Origin of the sequence: Pseudomonas sp. URMO17WK12:I11 (assembly GCF_007677725.1) — a bacterium.
Taxonomy (GTDB): domain Bacteria; phylum Pseudomonadota; class Gammaproteobacteria; order Pseudomonadales; family Pseudomonadaceae; genus Aquipseudomonas.
Genome location: NZ_VEDF01000009.1, coordinates 43,469 through 56,780 on the forward strand (window position 1 = coordinate 43,469; position 13,312 = coordinate 56,780).

The 13,312-nt window shown below is 62.3% G+C and carries 11 protein-coding genes; 8 read left to right on the forward strand and 3 right to left on the reverse strand.

Translation table 11 applies throughout. The annotated features are described in order from the left end of the window. Nucleotides 1-25 precede the first annotated feature (25 nt). Nucleotides 26-1,972, forward strand: a complete 1,947-nt coding sequence (locus tag FS665_RS17285; protein WP_145190957.1) for an FTR1 family protein — start codon at nt 26-28, stop codon at nt 1,970-1,972. A gap of 28 nt (nt 1,973-2,000) precedes the next feature. Next, the gene (locus FS665_RS17290) at nt 2,001-2,450 is read left to right on the forward strand and encodes a YaiI/YqxD family protein (RefSeq protein ID WP_145190960.1); all 450 of its coding nucleotides are present in this window, start codon (nt 2,001-2,003) and stop codon (nt 2,448-2,450) included. 24 nt (nt 2,451-2,474) lie between these two features. On the opposite strand, the gene elbB is transcribed toward FS665_RS17290, so the two are convergent. Next, the gene (gene elbB / locus FS665_RS17295) at nt 2,475-3,143 is read right to left on the reverse strand and encodes an isoprenoid biosynthesis glyoxalase ElbB (RefSeq protein ID WP_145190963.1); all 669 of its coding nucleotides are present in this window, start codon (nt 3,141-3,143) and stop codon (nt 2,475-2,477) included. A gap of 22 nt (nt 3,144-3,165) precedes the next feature. Next, on the reverse strand, nt 3,166-3,807 hold the full coding sequence (locus FS665_RS17300) for a DedA family protein (RefSeq protein ID WP_145190966.1): 642 nt from the start codon (nt 3,805-3,807) through the stop codon (nt 3,166-3,168). Between the two features lie 213 nt (nt 3,808-4,020). Between FS665_RS17300 and ppk1 the strand changes: the two genes are divergently transcribed. After that, the gene (ppk1, locus tag FS665_RS17305; RefSeq protein WP_145190969.1) at nt 4,021-6,258 is read left to right on the forward strand and encodes a polyphosphate kinase 1; all 2,238 of its coding nucleotides are present in this window, start codon (nt 4,021-4,023) and stop codon (nt 6,256-6,258) included. Here ppk1 and ppx read toward each other — a convergent pair. After that, nucleotides 6,245-7,747, reverse strand: coding sequence for an exopolyphosphatase (gene ppx / locus FS665_RS17310; RefSeq protein WP_145190976.1), 1,503 nt, complete (start codon nt 7,745-7,747; stop codon nt 6,245-6,247). The genes ppk1 and ppx overlap by 14 nt on opposite strands. A gap of 241 nt (nt 7,748-7,988) precedes the next feature. On the opposite strand from ppx, the gene trxA reads away from it, so the two are divergent. The 5 genes from trxA to FS665_RS17335 all read left to right on the forward strand — a co-directional run bounded on the left by trxA (nt 7,989) and on the right by FS665_RS17335 (nt 13,298). Further along, nucleotides 7,989-8,318 (forward strand): thioredoxin TrxA, encoded by a 330-nt coding sequence (gene trxA, locus FS665_RS17315; protein ID WP_085676410.1) that lies wholly within the window; start codon nt 7,989-7,991, stop codon nt 8,316-8,318. 229 nt (nt 8,319-8,547) lie between these two features. After that, a complete protein-coding gene (gene rho, locus FS665_RS17320) occupies nt 8,548-9,807 on the forward strand; it encodes a transcription termination factor Rho (protein WP_023532437.1) in 1,260 nt (419 codons plus the stop codon). Nucleotides 9,808-9,965: 158 nt separating this feature from the next. Further along, on the forward strand, nt 9,966-11,432 hold the full coding sequence (gene ubiD / locus FS665_RS17325; protein WP_145190979.1) for a 4-hydroxy-3-polyprenylbenzoate decarboxylase: 1,467 nt from the start codon (nt 9,966-9,968) through the stop codon (nt 11,430-11,432). Continuing rightward, on the forward strand, nt 11,432-12,400 hold the full coding sequence (locus FS665_RS17330) for a CDP-6-deoxy-delta-3,4-glucoseen reductase (protein WP_145190982.1): 969 nt from the start codon (nt 11,432-11,434) through the stop codon (nt 12,398-12,400). The genes ubiD and FS665_RS17330 overlap by 1 nt, the downstream gene beginning before the upstream one ends. 247 nt (nt 12,401-12,647) lie before the next feature. Beyond that, nucleotides 12,648-13,298, forward strand: a complete 651-nt coding sequence (locus tag FS665_RS17335; protein ID WP_145190985.1) for a gamma-glutamylcyclotransferase — start codon at nt 12,648-12,650, stop codon at nt 13,296-13,298. The last annotated feature ends 14 nt before the right edge of the window (nt 13,299-13,312 follow it).

Below are 13,312 nucleotides of genomic sequence, written 5' to 3' on the forward strand. Positions count from 1 at the left end.
GAGCGAAGCAAAGTGCAAGTGAACAATGTTCGCTTTCGCATTTCCCTTCGAGATTGCCATGAAAACCCGCTCCCGTCTGTTCGCCTGGCTGCCGGCTGTACTGCTTGGTCCGGTGCTCGCCCTGTGCAGCTCCCTGGCACAGGCCGAAGCGCCGGCTGAGGCCACCAAGGCTCTGCATCTGCTGGACTACATCGGTGCCGACTATCCGCCCACCGTGCGCAACGGCAGCGTCGTCGATGCTGGCGAGTATCGGGAACAGCAGGAATTCAGCAGCGTACTCGCTGATCTGATCAAGCGATTGCCAGCCAACGCCGAGCGCGACGGGCTCGAACAGGGCGTGCAAGCGTTGCGTCAGGCGATCGATCAGCGTCAGGACGGTGCGGCCGTGGCCAGGCAGGCTCGCCAGCTAGGCGCCCGCCTGGCGGTGGCCTACGAGGTCAGCCAAGCGCCGGTGATCACGCCGGACCCCGCGCGCGGTGCGGCGCTGTATGCGCAAAACTGTGCGATCTGCCACGGTGATACCGGGGCCGGCGATGGCCCTGCCGGAGTCGGCCTGGAACCTGCGCCGGCGAACTTGCGCGACAGCGCACGGCTTGACCAGTTGAGCCTTTTCGACCTCTACAACACCCTGGCCCTGGGTATCGACGGCACGGAAATGCCGTCGTTCGCCGATCAACTGGATGAACGCCAGCGCTGGGATGTCGCCGCTCATATCGCAGGCTTTACCGCCAACCCTGAGGCGGCCAAGGGCGATCAGCGCTGGAACATCGCCGACCTGGCCCGCCAGACCCCGGCTGAGGTGGCCGTCAGCGACGGCGCTGGCGCAGCCGACGCTTTCCGTGCCCAGCGTGCTCACCCGCCACAGGTCAAGCGTGGCCCGGCACAGTTGCTCGAGTACACCGCCAACACCTTGGACAAGAGCCTGGCTGCTTACCGGGCGGGCGATCACGACCAGGCCTACGACCTGTCGGTAGCGGCCTACCTGGAAGGCTTCGAGCTGGTCGAGAGCTCGCTCGACAATATCGATGCCGACGTGCGCAAAAGCACTGAACGCGCACTGATGGCCTACCGCCAATCGCTGCAGGACGGGTTACCTGTAGGCCAGGCCGAGCAGCGCCTTGCCGATGCCAAAGCCAAGCTCGATCAGGCCGCCAAGCTGTTGGGCAGCGATGGCCTGAGCTGGTCGCTGAGCTACATCTCCGGGCTGCTGATCCTCCTGCGAGAAGGCCTGGAGGCCATTCTGGTATTGGCGGCGATCCTGGCGTTTCTGCGCAACACGGGGCAGCAGTCGGCGATCCGCAGCGTCAACCTTGGCTGGGGCCTGGCCCTGGTGGCGGGGTTCGCCACCTGGGCGTTGGCAGCCTATGTCATCGATGTCGGAGGCGCCCAGCGCGAGCTGCTCGAGGGCAGCACGGCGTTGTTTGCCAGTGTCATGGTGCTGTGGCTTGGCGTGTGGATGCACGACCGCCGGCATGCCGCGGCCTGGCAGGACTACATCAAGAGCAGCCTGGTCGGCGGCGGCGGGCGCTTTGGCTTTGCCGTGCTGGCGTTCTTCTCGGTATACCGCGAGCTGTTCGAGGTCATCCTGTTCTACGAAACCCTGTGGTTGCAGGCAGGCCCAGCGGGGCATCAGGCGGTACTGGCCGGTGGTGCTACAGCGCTGGTGCTACTGGTGGGCCTGGCCTGGGTGATACTGCGCGGCTCGGCGAAGTTGCCGCTGGCGCTGTTCTTCACCGTCAACGCCGCCCTGTTGTGTGCATTGTCGGTGGTGTTCGCCGGGCATGGCGTGAAGGCACTGCAGGAGGCCGGCGTGCTGGGCACACGGCCAGTGGCGTTCGTTGAATTCGATTGGCTGGGGATACATCCGGATGTCTACTCGCTCAGCGCACAGGCGCTGGCGCTGCTGGCCATTGTGGTGTTGTATGGGCGTAGTCGCCTGAACGACAAGCGCCGGGCGGCCGTCCGCGGCTAAGCCGGCACAGCGAAGAGAGACTGAACACATGCGTATCTGGATCGACGCCGACGCTTGCCCGAAAGCAGCCAAGGACCTGATCGTCAAATTTGCCCTCAAGCGCCAATTGGAGGTGGTGATGGTGGCCGGCCAGGCCGTGGCCAAGCCAGCCTTCGCCATCGTGCGCCTGATCGTGGTGCCCAGCGGCATGGACGCCGCTGACGATTATCTGGTCGAGCACGCGGTACCCGGCGAACTGGTGATCTGCAGCGATGTGCCGCTGGCCGACCGCTTGATCAAGAAAGGCGTTGCAGCCTTGGACCCGCGCGGCCGCGAGTTCGATGAGCGCAACATGGGCGAACGCCTGGCCGTGCGCAACCTGTTCACCGAGTTGCGTGAGCAGGGCCAGGTCGGGGGAGGGCAGGCGCCTTATGGCGAGCGCGAGAAGCAGGCGTTCGCCAATGCCTTGGACCGGATCCTTACTCGGCTGAGTAGATAACCGGTCCAGCTCGGCATCACGCGCCTACTGATCGCCTTCGTGGGTCAGTTCCAGCACCCGGTCGACCAGTTTGTAGATGCCGCCGGCCGCTTCGCTGATCGACTGGGCCACCATGTAGGCCGGGGTGCTCACCAGCTTGCGCTGGCTGTCTTCGACGATGTCGTGCACGTCGCACTCTTGATGCTTGGCGCCCATCTTTTCCATGGCTGCGGCAGTGTCGGCATCATTGCCGATGGTGCAGAGCACACCTGGGCCGTAGATCTTGGCCGCCAGGGCGGGTGAAATACAGATCAGCCCCACTGGCTTGCACGCCTCGGCGAAGGCTTCGGCCAGCGCCAGCACGTCGGGATTGACGCTGCACTCGGCGCCCTGTGCGGCAAAATCGGAGAGGTTCTTGGCCGCGCCGAAGCCGCCTGGGACGATCAAGGCATCGAATTCCTCTGCCTTGGCCTCACGAACGTCCTTCACGTCGCCACGGGCGATGCGTGCCGATTCAACGAGCACATTGCGTGATTCAGGCAGTTCTTCGCCGGTCAGGTGATTGATCACGTGCATCTGCGCGATGTTCGGCGCAAAGCATTGCACCTGGGCGCCACGCTGGTCGAGGCGCAGCAGCGTGATCACGCTCTCGTGGATTTCGGCGCCGTCATAAACGCCGCAGCCGGAAAGAATCACCGCAACTTTCTTGGTCATGCTCATTGCTCCATTGACGCGCCTAACGGTGGTCGCCCTGTTTGGACTGTTTTTCGGCCACTACGTGCTGCTCGGGCGCAGCCGCCTGACGTTCTGCGGCGGCGCGGCGCTCGGCGCGCAAGTTACGAAAACGCCGGCGCACCCACAGCAGGATGCCGAGCAGCAGCAGGGCTGCGAGTACCCACAGCTCATACTTCTTGATACTGCCGAGCATGCCCTCGAGCACTGCACCGAAATGATAAGCCGCCAGGCCCAGCACCAGCGCCCACACGGCAGCACCAATGCCGTTGAGCAGCAGATAGCGACGTGGCGGATAGCCGGACAAGCCGATGGCCACCGGCATCACCGTGCGCAGGCCATAGACGAAGCGAAAACTCAGTACCCAGATATCCGGATGGCGCCGGATGTGCTCCAGCGCCCGGTCGCCCATGGCCTGCCAGCGTGGCTTGCGCGCAAGGATCTTGCGTCCATGGCGGCGCCCCATGAAGTACCAGAGCTGGTCCCCTGCGTAGCTGCCAAAGAAGGCAACCATGACCACCAACTTGATGTCCATGTATTCGCGAAACGCGAGGAAGCCCGCAAGAACCAGGATGGTCTCGCCTTCGAAGAAGGTGCCGAGAAAAAGGGCAAAGTAGCCGAAATCCTGCAGGAATTGTTGGAGCATTTTCTGAGGTGCTGGCGAAATGAACGCGCAGCCTACCCCTTCGCGCGCGTTGTTGAAAGTGTCCAAATGTGTCTCGACGTGAACATTTCCTACACAGACAATACTGTCAGCCTGAAGCCGCCGCTTGCGCCAAGCTGTCACACCGTCGTCATAATGGACGCTTATCTTGCCGCTCAATTGATCATAGGGCGTTAACGTCCTCAGGAACGTCAGATGAATAATGAAGTGCTAACCCCTGTCGCGATCAAGGACGCCCAGGCAGTCCCCGAACAGCTGGTACAGACCCCTCCGGACCTGCCGCAGGCTGTCGAGCCTGCGGTCGAGGCCATCGCCCCGCAGCCGGCGCCAGCGCCAGCGCCGGCCGTCGTCGCCCCGAGCCTGGACGACAGCAGCCTGTACATTCATCGCGAGCTGTCGCAGCTGCAATTCAATATCCGCGTGCTCGAGCAGGCGCTGGACGAATCCTATCCGCTGCTCGAGCGCCTGAAATTCCTGCTTATCTTCTCCAGCAACCTCGACGAGTTCTTCGAGATCCGCGTGGCCGGGCTGAAGAAACAGATCAACTTTGCCCGCGAGCAGGCCGGTGCCGACGGCTTGCAGCCGCATCAGGCGCTGTCGCGTATCAGCGAGCTGGTGCATACCGAAGTTGATCGACAGTACGCCATTCTCAACGACGTGCTGCTGCCAGAGCTGGAAAAGCATGCGATTCGCTTCATCCGTCGACGCTACTGGACCCCCAAGCTCAAGACTTGGGTGCGTCGGTATTTCCGCGACGAAATCGCCCCGATCATCACCCCGATCGGTTTGGACCCGACCCATCCATTCCCGCTGCTGGTGAACAAGAGCCTGAACTTCATCGTCGAGCTCGAAGGCGTCGATGCCTTCGGCCGCGACTCGGGCCTGGCCATCATCCCCGCGCCACGTCTGCTGCCACGGGTGATCCGCGTGCCGGAGGAGGTTGGCGGTGCCGGTGACAACTATGTGTTCCTGTCATCGATGATTCACGCCCACGCCGACGATCTGTTCCAGGGCATGAAGGTCAAAGGCTGCTATCAGTTCCGTCTGACCCGCAACGCTGACCTGGCGCTGGACTCCGAAGAAGTCGACGACCTTGCCCGCGCCCTGCGGGGTGAGCTGTTCTCGCGTCGCTACGGCGATGCAGTGCGCCTGGAAGTTGCCGACACCTGCCCGAAACATCTCTCGGATTACCTGCTCAAGCAGTTCAGCCTGAGCGAGAGCGAGCTGTACCAGGTCAATGGCCCGGTCAACCTGACGCGCCTGTTCAGCATCACTGGCCTGGACAGCCACCCTGAGCTGCAATACACGCCGTTCACCCCGGCCATCCCCAAGCTGCTGCAAAACGCCGACAACATCTTCAGTGTGATTGGCAAGCAGGACATCCTGCTGATGCACCCGTTTGAGTCGTTCACCCCGGTGATCGACCTGCTGCGCCAGGCGGCCAAGGACCCGCATGTGCTGGCTGTACGCCAGACGCTGTACCGCTCCGGCGCCAACTCGGAAATCGTCGATGCCCTGGTCGATGCCGCCCGGAACGGCAAGGAAGTCACGGCAGTGATCGAGCTGCGCGCGCGCTTCGACGAAGAGTCCAACCTGCAGATGGCCAGCCGCTTGCAGGCTGCTGGCGCGGTGGTGATCTACGGTGTGGTCGGGTTCAAGACCCACGCCAAGATGATGCTCATCCTGCGTCGCGAGCATGGCGAGATCGTTCGCTACGCGCACCTGGGCACCGGCAACTACCACGCCGGCAATGCCCGCCTCTACACCGACTACAGCTTGCTGACCTCCGACGACGCGCTGACCGAGGACGTCGGCAAACTGTTCAGTCAGCTGATCGGCATGGGCAAGACCCTGCGCATGAAGAAGCTGCTGCATGCGCCATTCACCCTGAAAAAGGGCATGCTCGACATGATCGCCCGGGAAACCCAGTTCGCCCTGGACGGCAAACCTGCGCACATCATCGCCAAGTTCAACTCGCTGACCGATGCAAAGATCATCAAGGCGCTGTACAAGGCCAGCCAGTCGGGTGTGAAGATCGACCTGGTGGTGCGCGGCATGTGCTGCCTGCGTCCGGGTATCGCGGGGGTTTCGCACAACATCCAGGTGCGCTCGATCATCGGTCGCTTCCTCGAGCACACGCGGGTGTTCTATTTCCTCAATGGCGGCGAGGAGCAGATCTACTTGTCCAGTGCCGACTGGATGGAGCGCAACCTCGACAAGCGCGTCGAGACGTGCTTCCCGGTCGAGGGCAAGAAGCTGCTGCTGCGGGTCAAGAAAGAGCTTGAAAGCTACCTGACCGACAACACCCACGCCTGGACCTTGCAGTCGGATGGGCGCTATGTGCGCAGCACGCCCACCGGCAACCAGAACCCGCGCAGTGCCCAGGCGACCTTGCTGGAACGCCTGAGCAACCCCGTGCTCAACGTACGCTGAGGACGAAGCCGACCCGGGCCAGCCACTCCGCCTCGTTGGCGAAGTCGGCCTGGGTCAGCTGGTTGTGCTCCAGCCAGCCGTCGGGGAACACCACTTCGAGACTGTGATCGCCCGCTTGCAGCACCACCTTCGGCATCTGCTGATTGCCACGAATGTGATGGAACAGGATAGCGAAGCGCAGCAACACGCACAGGCGAATCAACTGGATCGCCTCGTCGCCGAATTCGGCGAATCGGTCCTTGGGGATATTGCGACGATGGCCACGCACCAGCAGCGCCATCATTTGCTGTTCGTCGCGCGAGAAGCCCGCCAGGTCAGAGTGCTCGATCAGGTACGCCCCGTGCTTGTGGTAGTGGTAGTGGGCGATGTCCAGGCCGATTTCATGAATCTTCGCCGCCCAGCCCAGTAAGTCGCGCCAATTGCCGTGGTCCAGTTTCCACGCCTGGGCCACCTGGTCGAACGCGTGCAGGGCCTTGCGTTCGACCCTGGCTGCCTGGCCCTGGTCGACGTGATAACGCTCCATCAGCGAATTCAGGGTGCGCTCGCGGACGTCCTCATGATGGTGACGCCCTAGTAAATCGAACAGCACCCCTTCGCGCAGCGCACCGTCGCAGTGATCCATGCGCTGCAGCTCGAGGGCATCGAAGATCGCCTCGAGAATCGCCAGGCCCGCTGGGAAGATGGCGCGACGGTCGGGTTTGACGCCTTCGAAATCGATTTTTTCCACTTCGCCCAGCTTGAACAGCTTGCGCTTGACCCAGGCCAGGCCCTCGGCGTTGACCTCGCCGTTGCCCAGCCCACCGGCCTTGATCGCCGCGCCAATGGCCCGGATGGTCCCGGAAGAGCCTATGGCTTCATCCCAGGTCAGGCGGTGCAGGCCGTTCTCGATACTCATGAGTTCGAGCCGCGCCGCAGTGTAGGCCTGGGCATAACGGGCCGGGGTGATCTTGCCATCGCGGAAATAGCGTTGGGTAAAACTCACGCAGCCCATCTGCAGGCTCTCGCGCAGCAGCGGCTCGAAGCGCTGGCCGATGATGAATTCGGTGCTGCCACCGCCGATGTCGGCGACCAGACGCTTGCCAGGGGTGTCGGCCAGGGTGTGCGACACGCCCAGGTAGATCAGCCGCGCCTCCTCGCGCCCGGAAATGACTTCGACCGGGTGGCCCAGGATGGCCTCGGCGCGCTGGATGAATTCGTTGCGATTGCGCGCTTCGCGCAGGGCGTTGGTGCCGACGATGCGCACCGAGCCTGCCGGCATGCCGTTGATCAACTGGGCAAAACGCTTGAGGCACTCCAGGCCTCGCTCCATGGCGTCTTCGCTGAGCCGGCGCTCTTCGTCGATGCCGGCGGCCAGCTGAACCTTTTCCCCGAGCCGTTCGAGAATGCGGATCTCGGTATGGTGGGCCTTGGCCACGACCATGTGAAAGCTGTTGGAGCCCAGGTCGATGGCGGCGATCAGAGACAGGTTCTTCGCGGTGGTATGCGGCATTCTGTGAGTTCTCGGTCGGTAACCCGGCAATCGTGCCACGATCCATCGTTGTCGCCAACGCGTGGCACGCCAGGCGTTGATGCAGGGCAATGGGCCGTTCGATGCTATGACACTTACATGACAGTTTCGATTCGTGGCATCTTGCTCAACTATAGTTACACTCAATCGACCCCGACTTCCTGTAGGGCGTGGGTACGGCTATTATGGGCCACGTTTTTTGCTTACGACCCTGGAGATATCCATGAGCAGCGATCTGATCAAACACGTCACCGACGCCACCTTCGACGCCGAAGTCCTGCAGGCTCAAGGCCCGGTGCTGGTCGACTACTGGGCTGAATGGTGCGGCCCCTGCAAGATGATCGCTCCGGTTCTGGACGACATCGCGGCCACCTACGAAGGCAAACTGACCGTCGCCAAGCTGAACATCGACGACAACCAGGAAACCCCTGCCAAGCACGGCGTGCGTGGGATCCCGACACTGATGCTGTTCAAGAACGGCAACGTCGAGGCGACCAAGGTCGGCGCCCTGTCCAAATCGCAGCTGGCCGCGTTCCTCGACGCCCACCTGTGAAGTGACGAAAAAAGCCCCGCAAATGCGGGGTTTTTCTTTTTCAGAGCACTAGACGCAGAAAAAAGCAAGTGTTACATTCGGCCTCGCACTGCTTTTCCAGTGCCCTCTGCACGCCGTCGCCGAAGCATCCCTAATTCGAATCAGTACGCGATCCTGTCGCCATCTAGCGGCGCGGCCTCATTAAGCACAGCTTAATCCTCCCTTCTTACATGATTACGTCATTCCCCTTATGAACCTGACAGAACTCAAGCAAAAGCCGATTACCGATCTTTTGGAAATGGCCGAACAGATGGGCATCGAGAACATGGCCCGTTCGCGCAAACAGGACGTGATTTTCTCCCTGCTGAAAAAGCATGCGAAAAGCGGCGAAGAGATCTCCGGTGACGGCGTGCTGGAGATTCTCCAGGATGGTTTCGGTTTCCTTCGTTCGGCTGACGCGTCCTACCTGGCCGGCCCTGACGACATCTATGTGTCGCCGAGCCAGATCCGCCGTTTCAACCTGCGCACTGGCGACACCATCGTCGGCAAGATCCGCCCGCCAAAAGAAGGCGAGCGTTACTTCGCGCTGCTCAAGGTCGATACCATCAACTTCGACCGTCCAGAAAACGCGAAGAACAAGATCCTCTTCGAGAACCTGACGCCGCTGTTCCCCAACAAGCGCCTGAAGATGGAAGCCGGCAACGGCTCCACCGAAGACCTCACCGGTCGTGTCATCGACCTGTGCGCCCCGATCGGCAAGGGCCAGCGTGGTCTGATCGTCGCGCCGCCGAAAGCCGGTAAGACCATCATGCTGCAGAACATCGCAGCGAACATCACCCGTAACAACCCCGAGTGCCACCTGATCGTCCTGCTGATCGACGAGCGTCCGGAAGAAGTCACCGAGATGCAGCGCACCGTGCGCGGCGAAGTGGTCGCCTCGACCTTCGATGAGCCACCAACCCGCCACGTGCAGGTCGCCGAGATGGTCATCGAGAAGGCCAAGCGCCTGGTCGAGCACAAGAAGGACGTGGTGATTCTGCTCGACTCCATCACCCGTCTGGCGCGTGCCTACAACACCGTGATCCCAAGCTCCGGCAAAGTGCTCACCGGTGGTGTCGACGCCCATGCCCTGGAGAAGCCCAAGCGTTTCTTCGGCGCTGCCCGTAACATCGAGGAAGGCGGCTCGCTGACCATCATCGCCACCGCGCTGGTCGAAACCGGCTCGAAGATGGACGAAGTGATCTACGAAGAATTCAAGGGCACGGGCAACATGGAGCTGCCGCTGGATCGCCGCATCGCCGAGAAGCGTGTGTTCCCGGCCATCAACATCAACCGCTCCGGTACGCGTCGCGAAGAGCTGCTGACTGCCGACGACGAACTGCAGCGCATGTGGATCCTGCGCAAGCTGCTGCACCCGATGGACGAGATCGCCGCCATCGAGTTCCTGGTCGACAAGCTCAAGCAGACCAAGACCAACGACGAGTTCTTCCTGTCGATGAAGCGCAAGTAAGCGTTTCAGGTTGCTGAATGACTGGGGCCGCAGCGTGCCCCTTCGCGGGTTGACCGTGAAGGGGCACAACGCGGCCCCAGTGCATTTTTGCCCAACCAGACGCTGAACGGCGCTACACTCTGCAACCCCGACCGATACGGCCAATACGAGGCTCATGCATGCAGTATCGCGATTTGCGCGACTTCATCCGCGGCCTGGAGCAGCGCGGTGAACTCAAGCGCATCCAGGTTCCGATTTCCCCCGTCCTGGAAATGACCGAGGTCTGCGACCGCACGCTGCGCGCCAAGGGCCCGGCGCTGCTGTTCGAAAAGCCCACCGGCTTCGACATTCCGGTGCTGGGCAACCTGTTTGGCACCCCGGAGCGCGTGGCCATGGGCATGGGCGCAGAGTCGGTCGACGAACTGCGCGAAATCGGCAAGCTGCTGGCCTTTCTCAAGGAGCCTGAGCCGCCCAAGGGCTTGAAGGACGCTTGGTCGAAGTTGCCGATCTTCAAGAAGGTCGTGTCGATGGCGCCCAAGGTGGTCAAGGACGCGGTGTGCCAGGAAGTGGTGCTCGAGGGTGACGATGTCGACCTTGGCGCGCTGCCGATCCAGCATTGCTGGCCGGGCGACGTGGCGCCGCTGATCACCTGGGGCCTGACCGTGACACGCGGCCCGAACAAGGACCGCCAGAACCTGGGTATCTACCGCCAGCAGGTCATCGGCCGCAACAAGGTGATCATGCGCTGGCTGAGCCACCGCGGCGGCGCCCTGGACTACCGCGAGTGGTGCGAGAAAAACTCGGGCCAGCCGTTCCCGGTCGCCGTGGCCCTGGGCGCCGACCCGGCCACCATTCTCGGCGCCGTGACGCCGGTGCCCGATACCCTTTCCGAATACGCCTTCGCCGGCCTGCTGCGCGGTAACCGCACGGAGCTGGTGAAATGCCGTGGCAGCAACCTGCAAGTGCCGGCCACCGCCGAGATCATCCTCGAGGGCGTGATCCATCCCGGTGAAATGGCGCCGGAAGGCCCGTACGGCGACCATACCGGCTACTACAACGAAGTGGACAGCTTCCCGGTATTCACCGTCGAGCGCATCACCCACCGGCAAAAACCGATCTATCACAGCACCTACACCGGCCGGCCACCTGATGAGCCGGCAATTCTCGGGGTCGCGCTCAACGAAGTGTTCGTGCCGATCCTGCAGAAGCAGTTCCCGGAAATCGTCGACTTCTACCTGCCGCCTGAGGGCTGCTCGTACCGCATGGCGGTGGTGACCATGAAGAAGCAGTATCCAGGCCATGCCAAGCGCGTGATGCTGGGTGTGTGGTCGTTCCTGCGACAGTTCATGTACACCAAGTTCGTTATCGTCACCGACGATGACATCAACGCCCGCGACTGGAACGACGTGATCTGGGCCATCACCACGCGCATGGACCCCAAGCGTGATACGGTGATGATCGACAACACGCCGATCGACTACCTGGACTTCGCGTCACCGGTGTCGGGCTTGGGATCGAAGATGGGCCTGGATGCCACGCACAAGTGGCCGGGCGAGACTACACGCGAATGGGGCCGGGTCATCGTCAAGGATGAGGCCGTCACCCGCCGTATCGATGAGCTGTGGGATCAGTTGGGAATAGATTGATGCAGGTAACGTTGCAGCCTTCCGGGGCAGTGCTGGCGCTCGAACCCGGAGAGCGGATCCTGGATGGCGCGCGGCGCCTGGGCTATGACTGTCCGAGCAGCTGCCGTAATGGCAATTGCCATGTCTGCGCTGCGTTGTTGGTCGAAGGGCGCGTACGCCAGGATGGCGTGGTGCGTGACCACGGCGAGTTGTTCACCTGTATCGCCGAACCGCTGGAGGACTGCGTCCTCTTGTGGGACGGTGTGCTCGCCCTGGGCGAGCTACCGGTGCGCAAGCTGGCGTGCAGCGTCAGCGAATGCATCGAGGTCGGTGGCGATGTCTGGCGGGTACGCTTGCGCGCGCCGGCGGGCAAGCCGCCGCGTTACCACGCCGGGCAGTACCTGATGATCGAGCGCGAAGGCGGCAAGCCGGCGGCCTTCTCGCTGGCCTCGGCGCCACATGCCGGGCGCGACCTGGAACTGCATGTGCTGGGCCGCGAAGCCAGCGCCCTGCAATTGCTTGAGCAGTTGCAGCGCGAGCGCGTTGCGCGGATCGAGATGCCCTTTGGTGATACCCACCTGGCCGAGCTGCCCGACGGGCCATTGGTGCTGATTGCCGCCGGCACCGGCATGGGCCAGATGCACAGCCTGGTCGAGCACTGTCGAGCCCAAGGTTTCAAGCACCCGGTGCACCTCTACTGGGGCGTGCGCCGACCGGAAGATTTCTACACCATCGAGCATTGGCCGCAATGGGAACGTTTGCCCAACCTGTTCCTGCACAAGGTCGTCAGCGACCTGTGTGGCTGGGAAGGGCGCTGCGGCATGCTGCATGAAGCGGTGTGCGAGGACGTGGCCGATCTCAACACCGTGCATGTCTATGCCAGCGGTTCGCCGAACATGGTCTATGCCACCCTCGATGCGCTGGTAGAAGCCGGCATGGACGCTCATCGCATGCGTGCCGATGTATTCGCCTACGCCCCTCGCGGTTAATAACCAAAGTTTGCGAACAGGGATATAAGGCGGTAATTGCTACCGCCTCGGCCTTAAACTTTCGCACCTGTTGAAACAGTGAATCCCAGTCGTCGGAAGTGCGCGTCAAACAGGTTCGCCAGGGCTTGAGCAGTGGCGGCTTTCTATCCTATGGTTAAGCAAAGCGCCCAGCGCGCTGCGGCGCCAGCCGCATCCATTACGACGCACGCTCTATCTTTTAGCTTCTGGGGAACACTGGCGGCAGCTTATGTCGGCACTTGAAAGTTTATCTTGGGAAGTTGCCTATCCACCGCAGCTCGACTTCGGCCAGCAACTGACTCGCGAGCAACTGCTCAACTCCATGCACACGACCATGTCGCGCCACCAAGGAGGCCCGGTCTGGTTGTTTGCCTATGGCTCGTTGATCTGGCGTCCCGAATGCAATTCCCTCGAGCGCCAGCGCGCGCGCGTGCATGGCTATCACCGCGGGCTGTATCTGTGGTCGCACGAGCATCGCGGCACCCCGGAAACGCCCGGCCTGGTGTTTGGCCTCGACCGAGGCGGCTCTTGCAGCGGGTTCGCCTACCGCCTCGATGAAAGCTGCCTGGATGACTCGCTGCTGGCATTGTGGCAACGGGAAATGCCGTTCCCGGCGTACCGGCCGCACTGGCTCAACTGTCGCCTGAGTGATGGCAGCAAGGTGCAGGCATTGGGGTTCGTGCTGGAACGTCATCTACCCTGCTATGCCGGCAACCTGCCGGACACCTTGCTCAGTCAGATCCTCGCCAGCGCCAAGGGCCGCTATGGCACAACGCGCGATTACGTCGAGCAGACCCTCAACGCGCTGCGCAGCCATCAGATGCCTGATCGCAATCTCGAAGCCCGATTCAGGCGCTGTCACAACCTGCGCGAGCTGTGAAGGCCAGTGCAGTG

Excerpts from the sequence above, each read along its gene's own strand:
- elbB (WP_145190963.1), bottom strand. The coding sequence starts at position 3,143 with ATGACCAAGAAAGTTGCGGTGATTCTTTCCGGCTGCGGCGTTTATGAC.
- FS665_RS17330 (WP_145190982.1), top strand. The coding sequence starts at position 11,432 with ATGCAGGTAACGTTGCAGCCTTCCGGGGCAGTGCTGGCGCTCGAACCC.
- trxA (WP_085676410.1), top strand. The coding sequence starts at position 7,989 with ATGAGCAGCGATCTGATCAAACACGTCACCGACGCCACCTTCGACGCC.
- FS665_RS17300 (WP_145190966.1), bottom strand. The coding sequence starts at position 3,807 with ATGCTCCAACAATTCCTGCAGGATTTCGGCTACTTTGCCCTTTTTCTC.
- ppx (WP_145190976.1), bottom strand. The coding sequence starts at position 7,747 with ATGCCGCATACCACCGCGAAGAACCTGTCTCTGATCGCCGCCATCGAC.
- FS665_RS17290 (WP_145190960.1), top strand. The coding sequence starts at position 2,001 with ATGCGTATCTGGATCGACGCCGACGCTTGCCCGAAAGCAGCCAAGGAC.
- FS665_RS17285 (WP_145190957.1), top strand. The coding sequence starts at position 26 with ATGTTCGCTTTCGCATTTCCCTTCGAGATTGCCATGAAAACCCGCTCC.
- ppk1 (WP_145190969.1), top strand. The coding sequence starts at position 4,021 with ATGAATAATGAAGTGCTAACCCCTGTCGCGATCAAGGACGCCCAGGCA.
- FS665_RS17335 (WP_145190985.1), top strand. The coding sequence starts at position 12,648 with ATGTCGGCACTTGAAAGTTTATCTTGGGAAGTTGCCTATCCACCGCAG.
- ubiD (WP_145190979.1), top strand. The coding sequence starts at position 9,966 with ATGCAGTATCGCGATTTGCGCGACTTCATCCGCGGCCTGGAGCAGCGC.
- rho (WP_023532437.1), top strand. The coding sequence starts at position 8,548 with ATGAACCTGACAGAACTCAAGCAAAAGCCGATTACCGATCTTTTGGAA.